Source organism: Pseudomonas sp. AC242 (assembly GCF_979258655.1).
Genome location: NZ_OZ409873.1, coordinates 1562113 through 1583754 on the forward strand (window position 1 = coordinate 1562113; position 21642 = coordinate 1583754).

General features: G+C 56.1%; 25 protein-coding genes and 1 pseudogene. 16 read left to right on the top strand and 10 right to left on the bottom strand.

Annotated features, from left to right (window positions below; translation table 11 throughout):
• Positions 1-102: 102 nt before the first annotated feature.
• Positions 103-354, bottom strand: coding sequence for a hypothetical protein (locus tag ACZZ0A_RS07160; protein WP_463542746.1), 252 nt, complete (start codon positions 352-354; stop codon positions 103-105).
• A complete protein-coding gene (locus ACZZ0A_RS07165) occupies positions 351-1904 on the bottom strand; it encodes a tetratricopeptide repeat protein (RefSeq protein ID WP_463542747.1) in 1554 nt (517 codons plus the stop codon). Before ACZZ0A_RS07165 ends, ACZZ0A_RS07160 begins: the two co-directional genes overlap by 4 nt.
• Positions 1905-2153: 249 nt before the next feature.
• Between ACZZ0A_RS07165 and ACZZ0A_RS07170 the strand changes: the two genes are divergently transcribed.
• From ACZZ0A_RS07170 to ACZZ0A_RS07215, 10 genes are all read left to right on the top strand, one after another.
• On the top strand, positions 2154-2609 hold the full coding sequence (locus ACZZ0A_RS07170; protein ID WP_463544123.1) for a hypothetical protein: 456 nt from the start codon (positions 2154-2156) through the stop codon (positions 2607-2609).
• Positions 2551-2910 carry a Rap1a/Tai family immunity protein gene (locus tag ACZZ0A_RS07175; protein ID WP_421666874.1) on the top strand — a complete coding sequence of 120 codons (360 nt, stop codon included), beginning with the start codon at positions 2551-2553 and terminating at the stop codon, positions 2908-2910. Before ACZZ0A_RS07170 ends, ACZZ0A_RS07175 begins: the two co-directional genes overlap by 59 nt.
• Before the next feature lie 130 nt (positions 2911-3040).
• Positions 3041-3304: a hypothetical protein gene (locus tag ACZZ0A_RS07180; RefSeq protein WP_124314858.1), complete on the top strand. Its 264-nt coding sequence runs from the start codon at positions 3041-3043 to the stop codon at positions 3302-3304.
• 135 nt (positions 3305-3439) lie between these two features.
• A complete protein-coding gene (locus tag ACZZ0A_RS07185; RefSeq protein WP_463542748.1) occupies positions 3440-3751 on the top strand; it encodes a hypothetical protein in 312 nt (103 codons plus the stop codon).
• 228 nt (positions 3752-3979) lie between these two features.
• Complete coding sequence (locus ACZZ0A_RS07190) at positions 3980-4321, top strand: hypothetical protein (protein WP_463542749.1); 342 nt, start codon at positions 3980-3982, stop codon at positions 4319-4321.
• 173 nt (positions 4322-4494) lie between these two features.
• On the top strand, positions 4495-5649 hold the full coding sequence (locus ACZZ0A_RS07195; RefSeq protein ID WP_124314859.1) for a DUF3800 domain-containing protein: 1155 nt from the start codon (positions 4495-4497) through the stop codon (positions 5647-5649).
• 415 nt (positions 5650-6064) lie between these two features.
• Positions 6065-6601, top strand: a complete 537-nt coding sequence (locus ACZZ0A_RS07200) for a hypothetical protein (protein ID WP_463542750.1) — start codon at positions 6065-6067, stop codon at positions 6599-6601.
• A 191-nt stretch (positions 6602-6792) separates the two neighbouring features.
• Positions 6793-7119, top strand: a complete 327-nt coding sequence (locus ACZZ0A_RS07205; RefSeq protein WP_463542751.1) for a DUF6388 family protein — start codon at positions 6793-6795, stop codon at positions 7117-7119.
• A 13-nt stretch (positions 7120-7132) separates the two neighbouring features.
• Entirely contained in the window at positions 7133-7603 is a 471-nt protein-coding gene (locus tag ACZZ0A_RS07210; protein WP_463542752.1) for a hypothetical protein, read from the top strand.
• Positions 7604-7613: 10 nt separating this feature from the next.
• Entirely contained in the window at positions 7614-7973 is a 360-nt protein-coding gene (locus tag ACZZ0A_RS07215) for a hypothetical protein (RefSeq protein ID WP_463542753.1), read from the top strand.
• Here the strand turns inward: ACZZ0A_RS07215 and ACZZ0A_RS07220 are convergent.
• Positions 7970-8398 (bottom strand): hypothetical protein, encoded by a 429-nt coding sequence (locus ACZZ0A_RS07220; protein ID WP_463542754.1) that lies wholly within the window; start codon positions 8396-8398, stop codon positions 7970-7972. The two genes, ACZZ0A_RS07215 and ACZZ0A_RS07220, sit on opposite strands and share 4 nt — an antisense overlap.
• Before the next feature lie 82 nt (positions 8399-8480).
• On the bottom strand, positions 8481-9935 hold the full coding sequence (locus ACZZ0A_RS07225) for a tyrosine-type recombinase/integrase (protein WP_463542755.1): 1455 nt from the start codon (positions 9933-9935) through the stop codon (positions 8481-8483).
• A gap of 724 nt (positions 9936-10659) precedes the next feature.
• On the opposite strand from ACZZ0A_RS07225, the gene ACZZ0A_RS07230 reads away from it, so the two are divergent.
• Positions 10660-11157, top strand: a complete 498-nt coding sequence (locus ACZZ0A_RS07230; protein WP_463542756.1) for a hypothetical protein — start codon at positions 10660-10662, stop codon at positions 11155-11157.
• 298 nt (positions 11158-11455) lie between these two features.
• Here ACZZ0A_RS07230 and ACZZ0A_RS07235 read toward each other — a convergent pair whose 3' ends face one another.
• Entirely contained in the window at positions 11456-11731 is a 276-nt protein-coding gene (locus tag ACZZ0A_RS07235) for a hypothetical protein (RefSeq protein WP_463542757.1), read from the bottom strand.
• Positions 11732-11885: 154 nt separating this feature from the next.
• On the opposite strand from ACZZ0A_RS07235, the gene ACZZ0A_RS07240 reads away from it, so the two are divergent.
• On the top strand, positions 11886-12215 hold the full coding sequence (locus ACZZ0A_RS07240) for a hypothetical protein (RefSeq protein WP_007913493.1): 330 nt from the start codon (positions 11886-11888) through the stop codon (positions 12213-12215).
• Between the two features lie 57 nt (positions 12216-12272).
• Here ACZZ0A_RS07240 and ACZZ0A_RS07245 read toward each other — a convergent pair whose 3' ends face one another.
• Positions 12273-12686, bottom strand: a complete 414-nt coding sequence (locus ACZZ0A_RS07245) for a VOC family protein (RefSeq protein ID WP_007913495.1) — start codon at positions 12684-12686, stop codon at positions 12273-12275.
• 223 nt (positions 12687-12909) lie between these two features.
• On the opposite strand from ACZZ0A_RS07245, the gene ACZZ0A_RS07250 reads away from it, so the two are divergent.
• Positions 12910-14721, top strand: coding sequence for an ABC transporter ATP-binding protein (locus ACZZ0A_RS07250; protein ID WP_007913497.1), 1812 nt, complete (start codon positions 12910-12912; stop codon positions 14719-14721).
• Here ACZZ0A_RS07250 and ACZZ0A_RS07255 read toward each other — a convergent pair.
• The 3 genes from ACZZ0A_RS07255 to ACZZ0A_RS07265 form a co-directional block, all read right to left on the bottom strand.
• The gene (locus ACZZ0A_RS07255) at positions 14718-15662 is read right to left on the bottom strand and encodes an alpha/beta hydrolase (protein ID WP_007913502.1); all 945 of its coding nucleotides are present in this window, start codon (positions 15660-15662) and stop codon (positions 14718-14720) included. The genes ACZZ0A_RS07250 and ACZZ0A_RS07255 overlap by 4 nt on opposite strands.
• A gap of 112 nt (positions 15663-15774) precedes the next feature.
• On the bottom strand, positions 15775-16773 hold the full coding sequence (locus ACZZ0A_RS07260) for an NAD(P)H-quinone oxidoreductase (protein WP_095111659.1): 999 nt from the start codon (positions 16771-16773) through the stop codon (positions 15775-15777).
• A 61-nt stretch (positions 16774-16834) separates the two neighbouring features.
• The gene (locus ACZZ0A_RS07265; RefSeq protein WP_123374826.1) at positions 16835-18034 is read right to left on the bottom strand and encodes a YbfB/YjiJ family MFS transporter; all 1200 of its coding nucleotides are present in this window, start codon (positions 18032-18034) and stop codon (positions 16835-16837) included.
• 111 nt (positions 18035-18145) lie between these two features.
• On the opposite strand from ACZZ0A_RS07265, the gene ACZZ0A_RS07270 reads away from it, so the two are divergent.
• Together ACZZ0A_RS07270 and ACZZ0A_RS07275 are read left to right on the top strand one after the other, a co-directional pair.
• Entirely contained in the window at positions 18146-19021 is an 876-nt protein-coding gene (locus ACZZ0A_RS07270) for a LysR family transcriptional regulator (protein WP_007913506.1), read from the top strand.
• A gap of 177 nt (positions 19022-19198) precedes the next feature.
• Entirely contained in the window at positions 19199-19663 is a 465-nt protein-coding gene (locus ACZZ0A_RS07275) for a hypothetical protein (RefSeq protein ID WP_463542758.1), read from the top strand.
• Positions 19664-19711: 48 nt separating this feature from the next.
• On the opposite strand, the pseudogene ACZZ0A_RS07280 reads toward ACZZ0A_RS07275, so the two are convergent.
• Positions 19712-20435: pseudogene (locus ACZZ0A_RS07280) on the bottom strand (pirin family protein).
• A 214-nt stretch (positions 20436-20649) separates the two neighbouring features.
• Between ACZZ0A_RS07280 and ACZZ0A_RS07285 the strand changes: the two are divergent.
• Positions 20650-21600, top strand: coding sequence for a GlxA family transcriptional regulator (locus tag ACZZ0A_RS07285; RefSeq protein ID WP_463542759.1), 951 nt, complete (start codon positions 20650-20652; stop codon positions 21598-21600).
• Positions 21601-21642 lie beyond the last annotated feature (42 nt).

A 21642-nucleotide genomic window follows, 5' to 3' on the forward strand; every position in this document is an offset into this window, starting at 1 on the left:
TGTGAAGGCGGTCTGGCATGCTCTTGCAGGCATGGTCGATGATATAGCCACCTCCCATCTGCATGGGAGGTGGCTGACTTGGCATCACTAACCTAAAGGCGATCAGTCGCCCACTAGATCCTCAAAGTGCTCTTCACAGTAGAAGGTCGAGCCTAACGAGTGTGCTGCTGGTTCCGGGCAGTAGTCGCAAGGGTGGCCCTGCAGGTCGGCGTGTAGCTGGCAGTTAGGGCAGCGACACCCGGCTTCATCGAATTCGGCGTCAACGAACTCGAAGTCATCCAGTGAGAAATCGCAACCGCAGTCATGACAGCTGAGGCTCTCTTCGAAATCGGTGTCCAGGGGGAACGAGTTCATGCCTGAGCCTCCCACTGAAGGCGCATCTCACGGGCTAGCGGATGCCCTTGCGCTTCTGCCTGCTCAAGCAGCAGGCATGCAAGCTCAACGTCCTGCTCGACCCCTTGACCGGTCACCAAGCAGCGGGCTTGGTTGGCTAGCCCCATGATCGAGCCCATTTGGGCAGCCTCCGAGAAAAGAAGCCACGCGAGGTGATGATTCGGCGCGCCAAACTGGCCGTTGAACTCGATGGTGCCGAGCACATTGAGCGCGTCCCCATTTCCCCGGTCTGCGGAAACGGCAAGCCAATGCTGTGCTTCATCCGCGTCCACTGGCGTGCCATCTCCGTTGAGGTGCATGAGCCCCAGGTTCATAGCCGCATCGGCATCGCCTGCTTTTGCGGCTATGCGGAACAGTCGGCGTGCCTTCGCTACATCCTTGGTTACGCCGTTTCCGTACAGGAAGCAAAGCCCCAGGTTGAAAATCGGCATAACATGGTTGAGTGCCCGAGCAGAGCGCGCTGCTTTGCGGTAGAGAGCAAAGGTTTCTGAGGTGGATGCGCCACCATTTTGGTGGTCGAGTATGGTCGCCACCGTATTGATGCTGTGGTCGTCGTCCAGGTGGGCAGCCCGTAACAGAAGGTCGATGGCGCGATTTCGGTCTTCGGGTACACCATTACCATTCAGGTAGATCATTCCTAGGCAGCCGATCGACGCGGCGATATCCCCCTCGGCGGCCAGCTCGAAATGCCGGATAGCATCCGGGATACTCTTGGCGAAGTTGTTGCCCCCTTCCAGGTACATCCGGCCCAGATTGTGGTGGGCGGTGACTACGCCAAGGCCAGCTGCCTGCTGATACAGCGCAGCTGCCGCGGTGAAGTCAGGACTGCGCCCCAGCCCCTCACTGTACATCCAGCCAAGGTTGAACGCCGCCATCGGGTGCCCTTTCGACTGGGCGTCCTGAAAGTGTTTAAAGGCTGCGCGGTAGTCCTGTTTCCAAAGCGCCGAAAGCCCTGCGTGGTATGAACGATCCTCTGGCCGGCGGCCCGTGTCGTCATCGGCAATGGAATTATCAGCGTCTCGTCGAGCGATCCACTTGGAAGTGAACACGTCCTGGCACAGCGAGAATGGGACTGGAGAACGGTTGCACACCCCCCATTTACCTTCCCCCATGGGCTTGATATAGGGCTCAGCGTTGACATATCCATCGCGCCACATGCCGTCGATTTTCGCCTTGCTCAGCGTGCTATTGAGCGCAGTTTTCCAGATTTCAGTGCGCTCTGCCGGGGTAAGCTTGAACGCCTGGGGAAGCGGCCAGCGCCACATTTCTGCTGGCATAGAAATGCCATGGGTCTGCTTCAGGGCGAAGGTCAACCTCTCGAATGCCATACTATCGAAGGGAATTGGGGAGTTCTTGAGACTGACGATCAGCCGATTGCTGGGCATGTCGGCAATTGCGCGGGACACAAGCTCACGAACAGCGCTGAGGCTGCCGCTGAAATCACCGTGGTACTGCTTGAGGTACAGGTGTAGGGCTTTTACGAAAGAACTGAACTGATCTTGGTCGATCATGGCTAACTCCGATATCTGCGCCCCCCCAATATCGAGTTAGAACCAGAGCAATACGTAAGCTTCAATAGCTCAGATGCTGGTGTCACAGAAGGCGATTCGGCCGGGGAGGCATACCCTGGCTCACCTTAAGCTCTTCGAGCCGCTTAGCCAGTTGGCGAAGGGTAGGGCAGATTTCTTTGCGATGCAAGGGGCCAGCGATCCTGCAATGCTTGAACTTGGTTTCGTGCTGTTGTCGCTGGATAGCAGGGCGTGTCAGCACATCCACAGGGTATAGCCGGTATCACGGGTATGGCCATGAGAGGTGGACGCCCTCAAGGTTTCACCTTTGCCATTGATGGAGGGGAAGCGGGGATTACGTTCCATTGCTACCCAGCTCCAGATCCTCACGCGATTGAACACCTGAAACTGCATTGTGAAAAACGCAAGTACGTGGAGCGAGCTGCCACATGGTTCGGTGTTTCCGTCAATACGCATGGAAAAATTCAATTCGGTATGATGTACAACCTACCCTGGGCTCAATCCGACGTGATGGACGAGCTGACTAAGGGAGTGCGAAAGCCTGTAGCCATGAACGCGGCGATGAAAATCTTGGAGAGAGGCATGAGTCACGTGGAGCCGGGCCGCAATGAAGCATGCCTAGGGAAGCATGAAACGAATATTGGTTGCCGCATTGCTATCGCTTACGTTCTTAACGGCATTTGCTGATGGGGAATCGTTACTGAAAAAGTGCTCACTCGTAAGTGAGCCCCGGCCTGTTGCAAAGACTGCAAGCGCTGAGTTTATTCTGATAGGTCAATGCCTCGGGATGGTAGAGGGCGTTGGTAATACAATCGCGGTGTTGGGTGAAGCTCTGCCGGAGGCGCGGCTCTGTTTCACAAAAGCGCACACCACCAAAGATGGTGTTCGTGCAGTTGTTGTCTTCCTCAAAAACAATCCCAAAGATTGGTCTGACTCAGATACTGGGATGGTAATGATCGCGCTCGCTACCGAGTATGGATGCGGATGAAGCCATTCGACCATGATCAAACAATTCTTGGAAAATGCTCAGCTGCCCCCCAAGCTCTGGCCTAACAAACTGGGGCCGAGGACATAGAAGGACACCAATCTTGGTGTCTAAACAATGAAGGCTAATTAGCATGGACGATATGGACGAGCTTGAGAAAATTGACTTGCCCAAACTTGCCCTACCTGGTCACATCAATGATGCGGTTGTCTATCAGCTGAGGGAAATCAGTCGGGTAGGAACTGTCGGCCAAATCCCATTTGAGGAAGGTAGGGCCGATGGTATTTGTGTTGGTCTGCGTCTGGCCGGCGCACTGGACAATGAGCAGGAACAAGCACTGAAAATGACGCTTACCAAGGCAATCATGCGCAAGCAGCGTGAGCTACGTCCGTCGTAGAGGAAAACGACCAGGTACACCCCAAGCCCCGGCCGCAAACCGGGGCCGTAGAGAGAGGCACGATTCAAGCGTCCAGAATCGTTGCGTTAATTTTGAACGCATCTCCCCGTGTTAAGCCCAGAGAGGAGAAGTTTTATGACCAAGACCATAGACAAGGAGTTCGTGCGGCAACGCGACGACGAATTGATCACGCAGGGCTTGAAACTGCACCAGCGGCCGTTTCACGTGGCGGTGGCCTGGATGAAGGCCAATGGCATTTCCGGCGATGTGTTCGACAAGGCGATGTGGGACCCGCTTATGGCGATCGACCATACGCTCCATCCCGTAGGTGATTTCTCGATGCCAGCGATGCTCAAGGGCGGCGTGGCGCTGCGTGACCAGATGTACCCGGTTCGAATCGCCATCGGATATGGATCCGTTTCAGTTGACCTCCTCGACTGCATCTAGATACCGCACGATGAGCTGGAGTTTATATTCGAACAATACCCAGAACAGGGTTGGCGTGCCTTTTATGGCGTCGCCGACCTGTGGGATTTCGCCTATGGGGTTAGTGATCTGGAGCATGGGAATGGGGATGCGCCTCAGCTACTCGCCAACGCGCGCTCGTCCCTCGCGGCGACCGCTCGTATCCTCGCCGGTGACATCGATATCGACGCTGCCGTACAGACGATCTGCTTGACCGCCGAACTGGCGCTCAAAGGGGCACTTGCCGCGCGCGGCTGGACCGAGGAGCAATACCGGAAATTGTCGCACCACCTTGTCAAGCTAGCCGACGCGCTGATCGGCGAGGTTTCGACTGCGCACGACGATCGCCTTCGCGGCGCTATCGCGCATTTCCCTGACTATGTCGGTACCCGATATGCATCGCACGGCATGACCCGGATCGAGCTGATGGTACTTGCGATGCGCGCTCTGTTTGTTGCAGCCGAGGCGTTGCGCCGTGTGTCTGATCGCGATCTCGCGTCGAAGCTAGAAGCTGATCCTAACAACTTGCCGCGACCAGTTCTTTGGTGCTGATGAGGTTGCGCGCTGCGCTGTCGTTCAATGAACGTCAGATGATCAGGTCATTCCTGGCCGTTTAAAAAGGTCTTCTACTGACAATCACTGATAGAACGGAAATCGTGCGCAGTATCGCGAAACGGCTTAGGGTGTCATTTCGCCTCCAGCCGGAACCGACCTCAGGTAGACCCATGATTGATGACAGTTCCGAAAAAATAGTGATCGATGCCGGCCTGTTTAGATTTCCCGGGCAGGACTTGATGAAGAACATCAATAAGGCCTACACGCTGTATTACGACGAAACGAACAATATCCGAAGCCTATCCTTGACTGGAACCGGACTCAATCATGAGGTTCTGGATTGCTTTGTACTCGGGGGTGTAGCGCTGGGGCCAGGGGCCAGCCTGCCTGATATTAATGCCCTGAGGGCACAATTGAGAATTCAGCCATCAGTCAAAGAGTTGAAGCTAAAGCACCTGGCCCAGGGGGATTACATCACCTGCCTCAGCTCCAACAAGCTGGAGCAGTTCCTCACATGGCTTCTGGAGTCGCCAGCTTACATTCACTTCTCTAACTTCAGCATCTTGAACTGGTCGATAGTCGACCTGATTGACTCGCTGCTAGATCATGATCAATTCGAGACCTACACATCCATTCGGGACGATCTGAAAAACGAACTGCACGCCATAGTGAGGCTAGAGCCACTTGGGTATTTCCGGCTACTAAAGACCTTCGACTACCCGAACGTACCGTCAGCGCGAATACCCGAATTCCTAAAAGCTGTACGCCAGTTTCTCTTCAGTGGCGGCTTCACGTTCAGAAACATGGCAAGAATTGCGCTCTCAGACCTTCTCCAAGAGGCTTCCAGGGTCACTACGCTGTTGTATCTTTGCGGCAACGAGAAGGATGAGCTGGTGAGTGGTTTTGATACAGCCTTCATCCATAGACTTGCCACATTCGTGAGATCGGTTCACGTATTTGACGAAGAACCGCGGGTCCGGGAAAGCCTTGAGCGCAAAGAAATTTCGTGGGGTGGCCAGCCCGTAAGCTACCGGTTCGCAATTTCACACAATGAACCTGCCATACAGATCTCGGACATTCTCTGCGGGCTCCTGGGCAAACATTTCAGCTTTATGGAGAAGTGCAGCATTGATCACCTGGAAGAAGCGAGTGCAAAGCTGTCAGTGCAACAGCGCCGCAACGCTGATCTGGTGGCTAAGCTGATCGACAAAGCAGATGAGGAATGCCCTGCCTTCATCTTTAATCAGGCACCTCATGAGAGCAATGCCAAAAGTCTATGGTTCTTGCATGGGATTGAATACCCGGAGGACTACCGCGACTTATAAAGCGCGGCACAAGTGCGGCTAATCAATGGTGTGTTCGATATTGGTTACCGCTTCGGAAAGCGACGATGGCCACGCACTTTGATCCCAATCCTGACGACGACGAAGCCGATCAGGCGCCATGCGGCATTTGGCTCGGGGAAGCCAGCAACGGCATCAGTAACTGGGTGCACGTCGATTGCGGTTCGTGCCGGAGAATGAAAGCCAAGATCGCGCCGTGCACGAAGCAAGCGAAGCCGCCATCGTAGAGCAGGTGGGTGATATGGCGGTGTACATGCGCGCAGTTGAAAACACGACCACTGACGATCAACCGAAGTAGCACGGAAAAATCGCTGCACAACCAAGCCCCGCTAGTCGGGGCTAGGCCCGTAGGAGAGGCGCGGTTTTCGCGTCCGCGAAATGAACACGGGTAAAACCGATGAGCGCTTTGAGCAGCTATAAGAGTCAGATCCATTTGATGCGGCAGATACACGAAGCTAGTTACTACATCAGCAGAGCAGAAGAGCTAGGCCATCCTCATCTTTGGACCTCGTACCCGCCCATCCTCGAGTTTTTAGGCCACTTCAAAAGTGCGATCAACTCGTATGCCAAATGCTTTATAAGCGCTGGGAAGGGACGCCGAAAGCTAGACGCTTCTTCGGTATTTAAATCTGAGCCCATTAACTTTGATCAGCACTGCAAAATCATTGACTTGCGCCATACCTATGTCGCCCATAATGACGAAAACGCGTTTGAGACGGTGACAGTTCGCGAAGAGGATGCACCAGGAGAGCTTGCGCTGCACCTGCAGTATGCAATCTCCTTTCCTTTCGACCGCCTTTACGAACTGCGCAAGCTGATCCGTCTGGTTGAACTTCACATTGTTGATCGTCAGAAGGCCCATCTAACCGCGGTTGAGCGTGAGGTAGGTAAGCCTGTACGAGTTATCGAAGGGAACGCAGACACTGCGTACTGATACCTAGAAAAAATAGATATATGGATAATTTGGTCGAGTTGTGGAACAAGCTTTCTCAGTTGACTCCGCTGGGACGAGTTCTTTTCATGTGCATGGGTTTTGCCTTCCTGTTTTTTGTGGTGAAGCTCTGGCCTCGTAAGACCAAAGATCGTGGTACGGGTATCAAACCCGAATAGGTAGGAAAAAGATCGATGCGTATCGAAAACCGGTATCAGGCTGCCCGTGATAGGTTTTTCGCTGAAAACCCTCGCGCGCTCAATCACATCGAGTCGGTCAATCCAGCCGTTATTGAGGCGTGCGGGATAACGGTTGATGAATACTGCGAACAACAGCGCATTTTCGTATTCGCAGAAGCTGCTCGCAGCCGCGGACTCGAAGTCGATGAGTTCGTGATTCTCCTTGTCGCCGAGTCGCCTGAGCAAGCTAATGAATGGCGCTTGGATCAGCATCGTAAAGTCGCTGACGCGCTTGGTATTGATTGGGCTGAGTTCAAGCAGCTTAACCGTATCGCTGAATAGGAAAGGTTTTAGCATGCAAGCAACCGATGAGGTTTACCAGATCCTGAGCGACGCGAAAGTCCTTGCTCGGCGGTTCTATCACCTCACAGGCAAGCCGCTTGGCGTCACGGGTGAGGTTGCGGAGTATGAGGCCGCTCGAATCCTCAATCTTAAATTGGAGGTAGCTAGGCAAGCGGGCTATGACGCGACGGAAAAGAGGAACGGGTTGACTCTCAAGATCCAAATCAAGGGTAGGTATTTTTTCGATTCTCGAATGCGAGGCGGCCGAGTGGGATCAATTGATCTAAAGCAGTCTTTTGATACGGTTCTCCTGGTGCTGCTCGATGCCGATTACAATGCCTTTCAGATTTATGAAGCAGCCCGGCCTTCGGTAGAGGCGTTACTGACAAGGCCTGGATCAAAAGCTAGGAACGAGCGTGGGTCAGTTGGTATCAGCCAATTCAAAGCAATAAGTTCGCTACGCTGGGAGCGGACCTCAACTTAGGAAAAATTTAATGGCAATTGAAGAAGTAATAAACCGCACTCTTTTTGAAGAATTTCATGCCGACTCCCGGTTTGCAGGTCTTCGTGAAATCAGGTCGCAGCTACAACCTGTTATGCGGGTTTTGCGAGAAAACGTTACCGGCTTTCGGCAAGGGAAAACGACGCTCAAACCAGATTCAATCCAACGTCTGCGCGAATATGTTCTGCAAATGTTGCAGCTTCAGCACGCGATGAAAGATGCATGCGAAATCATCCCCGCTGAGTTTGAACCTGTAAAAAATCGAATCCTAGCCGACTTCGACACAGACGAGCAAAAAGCCTATCTACAGCAGGTTAATGGCTGGCTCCGAGTGATTGAAGCAAACGTCTAGGAAACCATCACATTCAACACACTCTTGCCTGCGTAATCGAGGTAGCCGTCCTTGACTCTCGACGTTTTTGCGCTCTTTAGCCATTGACTCACTAGCGCGTGAGGCTCGGTTAATTGATCGGGGGTTCCAATCTTCCGCCGGACTTTAGGTGAGTTCAAATCAGTGCCAGTCGTGGCGAGCGAGTTGTCACGGTCGAGCACCTGGAATAGGACCTTGCCATCGACCTGGGGAGGTTTGGGTTTGCGTTGTCGCTGCTTCTCCGGTTTGGCCCAGTGGCCACGCCCAGGCAGAGGGATGCCGGCTTTGCGACAAGCTTTGGCGACGGCGACGTCGGAAACGCCAATGTCGTGCGCTAGTTTGACCATGGGTGTTTGCCACATTTTTTCGAACGGTTCCGCGGCGGTGAAGCTCACGAATGTGTACATGAAATCTGCCACCTTTGCTCATCGCGAATTATGGATCACAGCACGGGGACGTTGAATTCCGGTGACGCAGGGTGAAACGGCCCTATGAGGATGTTCGTGTCTCTTTCGCTACGTACGCTGGAAAAGACAACTTCGACTCCTTTTGCGTGTGCTCGTAGGTCGAGGACAGCACCGCACTGAGTCGATCGCCCAGCAGGTTCCAGGCGTTTTTCTTCTCGTCGGCATAGTCGTGATGCAAGTAGTGGCGTCTCACCCGAGAGCCGGCCAGTACATGATTTTGGCAGCGATCAATGACGTCCAGGCTAACGCCTAAGGCTTGCATCATAGTCGCCCCTGTACGGCGCAGGTCATGCGGCGTCCAGTCGCTGTTTTGGCCGTCGGCAAGGACCAGGGTATCGTCATGGCACCTTCTGGAGAGGGCTTTGCGGTTTTTGAATCGGGCCTGGCGATCGCCGACCTGTTTGCTCAACACTTTCACGTCCACATGCCCATCATCCAGCTTGTTCGGAAAGCACCATTGCGAGTCTCCCGTCAGGATTTTGAGTTCCTGAAAGAAATGCAGGGCGAAGGGGGAGAGGAAGACATGGTGGTCTTGTTTTTTGCCACGGGTGCCTTTGACATTTTCGCTGGGGAGGAACCAGGTCTGCTGGTCTAGATCGACATTTTTCCATTCGGCCTGCAGCAACTCGCCAATCCGGCACAGCGTGCCCAGGCTGATCCAGAGCGCAAGCTGTGTTTCCTTCTTTAGCGGTCGAATGCCGTCGTATTTTTGGCCCGCGGGGAGGGCGTCGTAATCGGCAGTCATTTGCTGGAAGCGGGTGTGCAGTTCCAACAGCTCAGCCGGGGAAAGGATGCGGCGTCTTTCCGCTTCGTAGTCGGCCGGGATCAGGGGGGAGATGTCGACCAGTTCCGTCGGATCGCCCTCGATCAATAAGGCCCGCCAGGGCTGACGTTTTCTGGCCCAGCTGAACATCTGAGTGAGGTCGGCGAAGAAACTGATGGCTTGCCGGTGAGCGCCGCGGTTGACCACGGCGCGGATCAGCGCCCGAACATCGTGTTCGGAGACGCTGCTCACCGCGGTCTTGCCGAGTGCCGGATAAAGGTCCTTGTTAAAGCGTCGTTGCAATTCAGCATTGCCATCTTTCCGCGCTACGCCATCCAGCAGCCACGCGCTGGCCAGATCCTGGACGGTCAGCGTTTTCACCTTCGTCGTTTTTACTTGTTCAGCCTCTACGTTAGTAGCGGCGTATGCCTGGGCCTTGGCGGTTTTCTTTTGCTCGCTGGGATTGATCTGCTCATCAATGAGCGCCCGGGCCTGGTTGCGGGCCTTGCGGATGTCCGTCAGGGATTTGCGCGGCCAGGTTCCGCAGGCGTACTCTTTGTTTTGATTGCCCCAGCGATAACGGTAGAAAAAGCTGACTGACACGCCGTCCTTGCGGACTGAGATTCGACCGGCGAGATTACCATCCTCGCGGAGGATCCGGCCGGCATCATTGACGGTCAGCGACTCAAGTTCTTTGATGGTGATTTTGGCCATGAAATGGACTCCCCCTACTTTTACCCCCACAAAAACGTCGGCTCTTGATGGGCGTTCCTGGACTCTCGTAGAGCAGAACACCGCTGGAGCTCAAGTAAATACTAGCTTAGAAAAATCCAGAGTAAAATTTTGGAATCTTTCAAGAAGTATGAAAAAGGAGATGGGGTGCTAGGGGTCGAGTGTTCGAATCACTCCGTCCCGACCATATAATTCAATGACTTAGCCCAATCTGAAAAGGTTGGGCTTTTTCATGCGTGGGGAATTTGCGGGGGGGCATCTCGTTTTCTCCTCAAGATGATCAGAGCCGGTCCTCGCGAACTGATTGACCTCGATGCCGACTCAGCCAAAAGCTGCGACATCGGGTTGCGTGGGTCATGCGGTCGTATTCGTCACGACTGCACCAATGCATGCTCAGCGAGTAACCTCATCACCAACGCGGACATCCGCAGACTCATTGCGCTTCAGGCAGGCAAGATGTCGATGAAAGCCATTATTTCCGATGTCAGACGACATTATTTCCAGCGTGTCGCGTCTTTTGGGGGTAATCAAGTCTCTTGCTTTAACAACTTAACACTTTCGAAATAGCGCCATAGTGCTGATGTTGCTTTATAGCTCTGGTATATAGAAGTGTATAGGTCGTAAGTTTATTTGACGCCAAAAAATATCGAACTATAGTTTTTTGCTGCAGGCAGAATTCTATTCTTTGTTGATGAGGTGTTGCTAAATGGAAAGTAAAATTCATGCGAATAAAGGCTGGCAACGTATCGGGAAAATCCCTTCGGCAGGCAATCTTTATGCAGATGGTACATGGTGCTTCAATACTCGCGAGCGAGACGCCAGAACCTGTGATGCTAAAGGATATGGTGTAGGCAAGGGCAACTACTACATTATGAATATTGATAAGGGGGACAAGAAATATCCTTATAGCGGCGAGAAGGCAATAGTGGGGCAGGCAATATTCAGAGTCGGTGAGCATGGATCGCCAGAGGCGCTGGGTCTGCGAGGGGCGTTCAGCGGTGGTGAGGATGTGTGGATGATGATCAATGACACGTTTGACGGTCTTGATGACAATGACGGTTCCCTCCAACTTAGGTTTGTTTCTGCAGGAGGACGGACACTAACACCGACAAATTCTCTTGGTGATCCCATTGGTACAATATACAAAGGACAAGTTCACGAACTAAGAGTGGTTCTTGGCGTTTCTATTTGTGCGGGATTATGATGGTCTCATGTTTCGTTCGATTTTAATTTTGGCAGCTGTGCTGTCGGTGGGTTTTTCTGGTACTACAAATCAATAAAGGGTGGGGCTTGGGGCGAGCACAAACAGGAGGTGCCACTGAGCGACTATCAGAGTTACTCTGTCCCGGTCGTATAATTCATTTAAAAAGGCCAATGCATTCAGTATTGGCCTTTTCAGTACGTGTCCCTTTATGCGATGCCAGCGCGGCTAGCGTGTATTCATGGTGCCAGGCTCGCTAGTTGCAATGTTTGGAGCTCACCGCGAGACGGAAAAAGAGCGGCTATTGTGCAGGCTTCTTCTTGATGTCATCCGAGTCACTCGAAGTCGCAGCGTCCTTTTCCGTTTCGTGCGATTGCGCGCCTGCGTTGCCGCCTGACGATTCCTCGCCTTTCTTGTTCGCCTTTTCTTCATTGGGTTGTTTGCTGCCGGAATTGACTCCTGGCAGGGCGGTCGGCGGGGCAGCAGACCCAGCGTTAGTCTCCTCGGCAGCCAATGTGCAGGCAGGGCCAATGAGCAGCAGACTGGCGAGGGACAGGGCAGCAATATTCTTGTTCATTATTTGTACGCTCCACTGAGGGGTGTTCAGTTTGGAAGTGCTAAGAGGCGAAAGGTGCGGGCCACCGGACGAGTGGCGAGAAGGCAAATTGCTGGCCCCCGGACTTACGCTTCCCCGGCAAAATCGCCTTTTTTCAAAAGGTTAGGTTGGCTATATGCGGACGATTGTCATAACCGTTGCAACGCTTTCCCTGGCTGTCATCGCCTGTGGGGTTCAGGCGAAAGAGTTGAGCAAGAGTCATCGTTTTGCCTGTGTATGGGGTTCGGACATCGCCGCCGGCGCGCAGCAGTCGAAGCTTGCGGGGATTTCGCTGTATGGCGCGCGCAAACGCCTGCAGGTGCGCAAGTTCCAGCAGCCGTGGATGCGCATGACTGCGATGGGGATCACCGAGCAGACCTACGACAGTCCATCAAAGCTCAAACCCGCAGCGGTCAAGCAGACCTATTATGAACAATGCGTACGCCACGAACTGGCCCAGCGCTGAAGCAAAAAGCCCAACCTGAACCGGTTGGGCTTTTTCATGCCTGGCGAAAAGTTTGTCTCACTTTTCGCTCTCGCAATTGACCATCCACGATACGCCAAAACGATCCACCAGCATGCCGAAGCGCACCGCCCAGAAAGTCGCCTCCAGCGGCATATCGATGCGGCCGTCCTTGGCCAGAGCGTTAAACACCTGCTCAGCTTCAGCGATGCTGTCGACATTCAGCGAAATCGAGCAGCCGCTCATGCCTTGAGTCGGGCGGTCGGGTGTGGTGTCCGAGGCCATGATCATCTGATCACCCACTTTCAGGCAGGTGTGGATGATCAGATTGTGGTGTTCTTTGGGCACATGCTCGGCGGCGGGTGTCTCGCCGAATGTCATCATCGCTTCGAGCTTTCCTTGCAAGGCTTGCTGGTAAAAGGTGAAGGCCTCGCGGCAGTCACCGTTGAAGATCAGGTACGGGTCGATTCTCATGTCTCTGCTCCCGGCAGTCAGGCGCGGAGCATGGCGGGTGTTCGCCGGGTTCCGCGTTAGGCGGTTAAAACATAGCAGAGCGTTGGACGCCGGAAAGGCCTGAGTCTTCCAGATGTTTTTGTTCTGAAAAGCGCTTCGACGATAACGCGGTCGTTGTGTGAAATTCAGTCCAAGCGCTGGAGTACCATGACGCACCACCATCACCTGCAGAGTCCAACGCCCCATGCCTGATCTATCACGCTTCACGTCCTTGTTCGATCAGGCGCAGCGCGCCTTGCGCCTGGTCTGGGGGACATCGCGTGGCTTGTTTCTGGGGCTGGTGCTGGCAACGTTGGTGGCCGGGTTGCTGCCGGCACTGGCGGCATGGTTGGGGCAGCGAATTGTCGATGCCGTGGTCGCAGCGATGCAGTTGCACGCGCAACACGGCAGTGCGCCGTTGTGGCCGGTGTTGCGTTACGTTTTGTTGGAGGCCGGGGTGTTGGCGCTGTTGTCCGGCACGCAACGGGCGCTCTCGGTGCAGCAGTCGCTGTTGCGGGTGCAGCTAGGGCAGAAGGTCAATACGCTGATCCTGGAAAAAGCACAGACCCTGTCACTGGTGCAGTTCGAAAACTCCGAGTTCTACGACAAACTGGTGCGTGTCCGTCGCGAGGCTTCGACCCGGCCATTGGCACTGGTCATGAAGTCGTTGGGCTTGATTCAAAACCTGATCATGCTGATCAGCTTTGGTGTGCTGCTGGTGCACTTTTCCCCTTGGGCGCTGGTGCTGCTGGTGGTCGGAGCATTGCCGGTGTTCTTTGCCGAGGCGCATTTTTCCGGTGACGCCTTTCGCCTGTTCACCCGCCGCGCGCCGGAGAGTCGGCAGCAGAATTACATCGAAACCTTGCTGTCCCACGAAACCTATATCAAAGAGGTCAAGCTGTTCGGTTTTGCACCACTGTTGCTGCAACGCTACCGCGACACGTTCGCCAGGTTGTATGCCGAAGATCGACGCCTGACGTTGCGGCGCGACGGCTGGGGTTTCGGCCTCGGTCTGCTCGGTACGGCGGCTTTTTACGTGGCCTATGCCTGGGTGGTGATTGATGCTGTGCATGGCCAGATCAGTCTTGGCCAGATGACCATGTATCTGGTGTTGTTCAAGCAAGGCCAAAGCGCGGTGAGCAGCAGCCTGAGTGCAATCAGCGGCCTGTACGAAGACGGCCTCTACCTGACCAGTCTTTATGAATATCTAGCCGAACCGGTTCAGGTCGATAGCGGCCACCTGACGGTCGGTGCCTGCCCGGGCGATGGTTTGCGTTTCGAAAACGTCGGTTTCCGTTATCCGGGTGCCAGTCGACCGGCACTGGAAAATATTGACCTGCAACTGGTGCCAGGCCAGAGCATGGCGTTGGTCGGAGAGAACGGTTCAGGCAAGACCACGCTGATCAAATTACTGACCCGGCTCTATCGTCCTGATCAAGGGCGCATCCTGCTCGATGGCAGTGATTTGCAGGATTGGCAGGAGACCGCGTTACGTCGACGTATTGGCGTGATTTTTCAGGACTACATCCGCTATCAGTTCAGCGTCGGAGAAAACATCGGCGTCGGCGATACCTTGGCGTTCAACGATTCGCAACGATGGAAAGAGGCGGCTGCCCAAGGGATGGCGGCACCCTTTATCGAAGGACTGGACAAGGGGTATGCCACGCAATTGGGACGCTGGTTTGCCGGGGGCCAGGAATTGTCTGGCGGGCAGTGGCAGAAAATTGCCTTGTCCCGCGCGTACATGCGCCGTGAGGCCGACATTCTGATCCTCGATGAGCCGACTTCCGCCCTTGATCCGGCGGCCGAAGCGGCGGTGTTCGAGCATTTCAGCCAGCACAGCGAAGGGCGCATGACCTTGCTGATTTCCCATCGTTTTTCCAGCGTGCGCAATGCCGACCACATCATCGTCCTGCAACAAGGCCGGATTCTGGAGCAGGGTGGCCACGATCAACTGGTCGCCGCTGCGGGGCATTACGCGCAACTGTTCGATTTGCAGGCTCGCGGCTACCGCTAAGTGTCCCGCCCGCTGCGCACGGTCGCCGGTCCGGCCATCCGCGGCGCTGGTTTGCTCTGCATCAGGCTGTCGAGCGCCTTGCGATAATTCTGCCCGCCGAGCGCCATGCTGTTGTTGTGCGTCGCTCCTGGCACCAACAACAGGCGCTTGGGCTGTTGCGCGGCGTTGAACAGTTGCTCGCTGAAGCGCGGAGGAACGAAAGCATCAGCCAGACCGTGAACCACCAGCAGCGGCATGTGAATGTCGGCGATCTTGTCGATCGAATCGAATTTCTGCGACAGCAGCCAGCGCACCGGCAATGAAGTGTTGGCCACAGAGGCGGCGACATCTGCCAGCGTGGTAAACGTGGACTCGATCACCAGTCCGCGCACGGGTAGCGCGGAGTGATCGCGGGCGGCGGCCTGCCCAAGTTCCGCTGCCAGATCGATCGCCACGGCGCCGCCCAGGGAATGCCCGTAGATCAGGCGTTTGGCCGGGTCCGGTTGCAGCAGTTTGAAGCGCTCCCACGCCACGCGTGCGTCTTCGTAGACACTGCTTTCCGATGGCAGATCACCGTGACTCTTGCCGAAACCGCGATAGTCGATGGCCAACACCGAATAACCCGCCGCGCGCAATTGTTCGATGCGAAACAACTGCCCGGTGAGGTTCCAGCGCACGCCATGCAGATAGAGAATGGCCGGCGCATTGGCCTTTTCCGCCGGCCACCACCAGGCATGAATGTTTTCCCCGGCCTTGAAACTCTTCGGTTGCAGGTCGAGTTCCTGCACGCTGCCGGGCAAGCCGCGATACCAACCGGCGGTGCCCGGTTCGATGCGAAACAGCAGTTTGCGTTCGGTGTGTTCGAGTACGGCACAACTGGTCGGCACGCCGATAATCAGCGCGGCCATGCAGGCAAACGCCAAACGGCGGCGTCGCAGACGCGTCATGAAGGACAGGAACATTAAACGTTTCACCCAGGCGCAGACAAAGAAGGCTTTTTACCAGATGCCTCGGTCTGCGCGTGAGTTTTTCGACCACCGCCCCGGCGCAACGATTACCAAATGCTGCAAAGACTTACACGACCTGCAGCACGATCTTGCCGATATGGTCGCCAGCCTCCATGTGTGCGTGAGCCTGAGCCGCGTCGTTGAGTGAATAAACCTTGTCGATCATCGGCAGGCAGCGCCCGGCAGACAGTGCTGGCCATACGTGCTCGCGCAGTTGATCGGCAATCGCGGCTTTTTCAGCAGCGGTACGGGCACGCAAGAGGGAGCCGGTGATCACCGCGCGTTTGGCCATCATTGCCAGCAGATCAAAGTCGTTGGCCCGTGCGCCGCCGAGGAAACCGAGCATGACCAGACGGCCATCCATCGCCAAAGCGCTGACGTTATCGTTGAGATACGAGCCGCCCATGATGTCGAGGATCACATTGACGCCCTGGCCTGCGGTTTTATCGGCGATGACCTTGGCGAACTCCTCCTCGCGATAGTTGATCGGCAAGCCGCCAAGGTTGCTGATCGCTGCGCATTTGTCCGGGCTGCCGGCGGTGGCAAACGCTTCTATACCGAATTCGCGGCACAGCATCAGTGCGGTAGTACCGATGCCGCTGGTGCCACCATGAATCAATGCGCGTTGACCACGGCTGGCGCCACCGAGGCCGAACAGGTTGGCCCATACGGTAAAGAAGGTTTCCGGGATCGCGGCGGCGTGCACCCAGTCCAGGCCGTCGGGAATCGGCAGGGTCTGGCCGGCGGGGACGGCGCAGTATTCGGCATAACCGCCGCCATTGGTCAGCGCGCAGACTTTGTCGCCCACGGCGAACTGATTGACACCCGCCCCGAGCGCCACGACTTCACCGGCGACCTCCAGCCCGGGAATCGGGTTCATGCCGGGTTTCATCGGGTATTTGCCGGCGCGCTGCAAGGCGTCCGGCCGGTTGATTCCGGCGGCGTGTACGCGGATCAACACCTCGCCCTCTGCGGCGACTGGCAGCGGTACGCGGCGGGGTTGCAAGACCTCGGGTCCACCGGGCTCGGTGATTTCGATTCGGGTCATTTCGCTGGGCAGGGACATATCGATTCCTCTTGGCTTGAGTTGTGTAAGTGGGAGCGTGCTGCGCAAGCAATGATTCCCTTCAATTTGCACAGCAGCGCGGCTCAACCGGGGCGGGCAGCCATTTCATGGCTTGCTCCAGCAGCAGCGCCACGACGATCGCGCCAGCGGCAATAACGAACAACAACGCGTGATGCCCGCTGCTGGCATTGAACAGCGCCGAATAGGCAAACCCGGCCAGCGCCTGAAACGTGGCGAATGACACCGTGGCACGGCTCCAGGCGATTTGCTGGCGATGGTGCTCCGGCACCAATTCATGCACCCGAGCCAGCGCCAGCGGCACAATGCCCGGCGGAAATGAACCGAGAATCACCGCCAGCAACGCCAGCGCCAGAAACGAGTGGGAGATCGCCAGCAGTCCTAGGGCAATCGCCTGCACAACCAGCACCAGACGAATGCCGGACCGTGCGCCCAGTTGATCGGCGAGAAAGCCATAACTCACCGGGCCGACAATCGCGCCCAAGCCGTACATCACCCAGATCAACGCGCCGATATGCGCCCCGGCACCGAGTCCACGCGCCACGTAATCCACCAGAAACACCATGGCGGGCACCAGGCCGGCTGCCATAAAAGCGTATTGAGCGAACAGCAAGTACACACCACGCGGTGTTGGTTCTACGGGCACTATTTCTTGCGCAACGACCGGGTGCAGGAAATCAGACGGCCAGGCAAACCAGCTCAGCACCGTCAGCAACAAGGCCAAAGCCCCCAGGCCCAGCCACGTTGCCTGCAAGCCAAGGCTCAACAGCGGTGGCACCAGCGTCCCGGAACCGGCAATGCCGAGACCGATACCCAGAAAAATCGCGCCACTGGCCAGCCCTTTACGCGCCGCCGGGACATGCGGCAGTACTGTCGCGGCCACTAGAACCATGATCGCGCCGCCGGCAATCCCGGACAGCAGCCGCCAGCCGAAGAACCAGCTCACCGACAACGGAAACGCGCAGGCAAAAAATGCCGCCGTGACCACCAGCATCATCAGCCGCAAGGCATTTTTATTGCCGAGTTGGCGTGCTGCAGGCCGGCCGAGCAGGGCGCCGATCAGATAACCCACCAGATTGGCGGCTCCGAGGTAGACCACATCATTGGCGCTGAACCACTGCGCCTCAATCAGCGAAGGGATCAACGGGGTGTAAGCGAAACGCGCCAGTCCGATGCTGACCAGGCTGGCGCAGAGGCCAGCGAAGATCGACAGCCAGATACCGGTGGAGGTTGAAGTGCGCATGATAGCGATCTCGCGGAAGGTTTATGGCGTTCAGCATATCGGCTATCGTTGCTGCGTTAATGCAGCGATTAAGCGGCACGCTGATGCGAATTTGCATCGCCTGGAGGCAGCATGAATTGGGATGACGCACGGGTATTTCTTGCCGTTTGCCGCGAATCGACGCTGCGCGGTGCAGCGAGGGTTTTGGCGGTGGATCAGGCAACCGTCGGGCGGCGCATCACGGCACTGGAAAAGTCCCTGAGCGCGACGTTGTTCCTGCGCACCTCTGACGGGTACGCGTTGACGGCGGTCGGCGAAGCAGCGCTTAAAAGCGTGGAGAAAATGGAGCATTCGGCGCTGGAGCTGGAGCGGCAGATTCAAGGCTTGGACGATCGTCTGACTGGCACGGTGCGCGTCAGCACCACGGATTCGCTGGCCATCGATTTTCTGATTCCGGCGATTGCCCGCTTGCACGAGCAGCACCCGCACGTGCGCGTGCAACTGGATGCGTCCACACAGATTCTCAGCCTGGCCAAGCGTGAGGCGGATATCGCCGTGCGCAACACCCGGCCGGACAACCCTGACCTGATTGCCCGGCGCATTGCCCGATGGCCGGTGGGGCTGTTTGCTTCCCAAGCCTATATAGATGCCAATGGAGTGCCGCCGCCGGGCACGGCATTTGAAGGGCATGATCTGGTGGTTTATCAACCGTATCTGCAAGGCAAAAAGGACCTGACGTTGGTATCGGAGCCGTTGAGTCGCGGTCGGATCGTCGCCAGCCTCAGTTCCAGTTTGCTCGTCCGTCGTTCGATTGCAGCAGGGTTGGGTGTAGGAGAAATCCCGGTATACATGGGTGAGCGCGATGGCTTGATCAGGCTATGGCCGGAGCGCACTACGCCGCTCCCGTATGAGGTATGGCTGGTAACCCACGCGGACCTGCGCCACACCGCGCGGGTGAGGGCGGTGATTGAGCAGATTGTCGATGTGTTCGCGTCGGAGAATGAATAGGTAGATGCTGTTTTGGCAGGGCTACAACCTCTGACGAAACGGCCTACACCAGAGGCAGAATCGCCCGGCTTGTCACCATTCTGGATGGGGCCTACCGTTTCATCAGCTCGGTGAGGGGCGTTGGAAACTCACCGACTTAATACCAGGGACGGTATGTAGACCCAGGAAGGTGTCGAATTGAAAACCTCGGAATTCAGTCAAAATCCAATCAGTGATCTATCGAGTAAAACCCGGAATACTCAAGCCATGAACGCAATAAGTCGTGAAGAATTCAATGCCCGGATCGAGACCATTGAGACCAGGATGGACGCTCGCTTCGAGGGTGTGTCGGCAAAAATCGATGCTTATCTTTTGACTCAGGCGGAGAGGGACAAACGGTACGATTTGATGTGGGACGGCGTACAACAAATCGCCGAGGACTCAAAAGAAGCCATCAAACATGCCTCGACAGTGAAGGCGCATTACTGGGCGACAACGGCCGTCCACTTTCTCGGAATGATCACCGTCGTGGTGGGGGCGCACTTCGCCAATCAAGCGGCTGTGCTAACCACCCTGCAGACGACACTCGCTGCGATCCAGATAGGCAAAGATATAAGTGCACCAAAGCCTGCTTCGCCGCAAGCAACCGAATCAGCACAATAGAAAACGGCCTTCAAAGAAGGCCGTTTTTGTGGGTATTGAGACACCGCGTCATGGCATCTCTGGCAATTCCTGCGGCCGCAAGTCGAACACCAGCACCTCGGCATCGACACCGTTGCTCAACGTCAGGAACTGTTCTTCGCGAACCCGCACGCCGTCGCCTTCACGCAGTTGCTGGCCATTGAGTTCGACACTGCCGCGCGCTACATGCACATACGCATAGCGGTTGGTCGGCAGTTCGAGCGTGGCGCTTTCCTTGCCGTCGAACAGCCCGGCGAAGACCCGTGCATCCTGGCGCACTTTCAGTGAACCGTCGTGGCCGTCCGGCGAAATGATCAATTGCAGACGACCGCGTTTTTTCCCGGCGCTGAAATGTTCCTGTTGATAGCGCGGTTTGGCGCCGCTGACTTCTGGCACGATCCAGATCTGCAGGAAGTGCACCGGTTTGGTCGCCGAATGATTGAACTCGCTGTGCGCCACACCGCTGGCCGGCGCTCATCAGTTGCACGTCACCCGGGCGGATAACCGAACCGGTGCCCAGTGTGTCCTTGTGCTCCAGCGCACCTTCCAGCACGTAGGAAAAAATCTCCATGTCGCGATGCGGGTGCTGGCCGAAACCTTTTCCGGCGGCAACGCGGTCATCGTTGATCACCAGCAGGTCGGAAAAACCCTGTTCACGAGGGTCGCGGTAGCTGGCGAAGGAAAAGGTGTGAAAGGACTTCAACCAGCCATGATTGGCGAGGCCACGATCGGAGGCTTTGCGAAGGGTCAGCATGTGAAATCTCCTTGCGGGACGTGAATTCGTCCGAGTGAGGAGAAGGTTACTGTTTACTGGATTGCGCAATAAGTAGATGAAAATTGAAAGACTGTCCCTTTCAGGTTGACAGTTTTGCGATAGCCGTCACACAAAACTTTTGCGCTCAAACGGCTACGTTTGGCCATAATGTCTGGCCTGTCTCATGTTTCTTTGATTGAAGTGATGTCTGCCCATGAAAACCGTGGCAATGGTGCTGTTCCCCGACTTTCTCCTGCTCGACATGGCCGGGCCATTGGAGGTTTTTTCGGTTGCCAATCGGTATCTGAAACCCGATGCGCATTATCAATTGATCACGCTTGGCACCGAAGATGGACCGCTGCGGGCCTCCAATGGTGTGATGGTGCAGGCGGACCGGACCATTGGCGGCGACACCGAACGTTATGATTTGCTGCTGGTGCCGGGAGGCCCCGGTGCCTACAACCAGCAGTTTCCGTCGTTGTTTGCCTGGCTCAAAGACGCCGTCCGGCGCGTTGAATATTACGGTTCGATCTGCACCGGCGCGTTTGTGTTGGGGCATGCCGGATTACTTGATGGCTACCGTGTGACCACGCACTGGAACTACACCGAACGCCTGATCAAGGGATTCCCCAAAGCCCATGTCACGACCGATCAGATCTATGTCGAGGATCGCAATCTGATCACCTCAGGTGGCGTCACTGCCGGCATCGATATGGCGCTGGCCGTGATCGCCCGCGATCACGGCAAAAAGCTCGCTCAGGACGTTGCCAAAGTTCTGCTGGTGGTGATGAAACGGCAGGGCGGGCAGGCGCAGTTCAGTCCGCTGATGGCTGCCGTGGCGCCGCAGGAAACCCCGATCACCCGCGCCCAGAGTTACGTGCTGGAACACCTCGACGAAGCCTTTACGGTCGAGCGCATGGCCGCCATTGCCAACATGAGTGCGCGGCATTTCGCGCGGGTGTTCACCCGCGACATCAATATGACGCCGATGGAGTTTCTGCAAAGTGCGCGCATCGACTGCGCGCGCAATCTGCTGGAAACCAGCGATCTGCCGCTTAAAACCGTGGCTTATAAAAGTGGTTTTGGCAGTGTGCGGCACATGCGTGCGCTGTTCGCTGAAAAGCTCGGCCTGACCCCCGTGCAATACCGCGAACAGTTCAGCTAGAGCGCTTGTGTCCGTCTGGCGCACTCGGATGTCCGTGCTGCG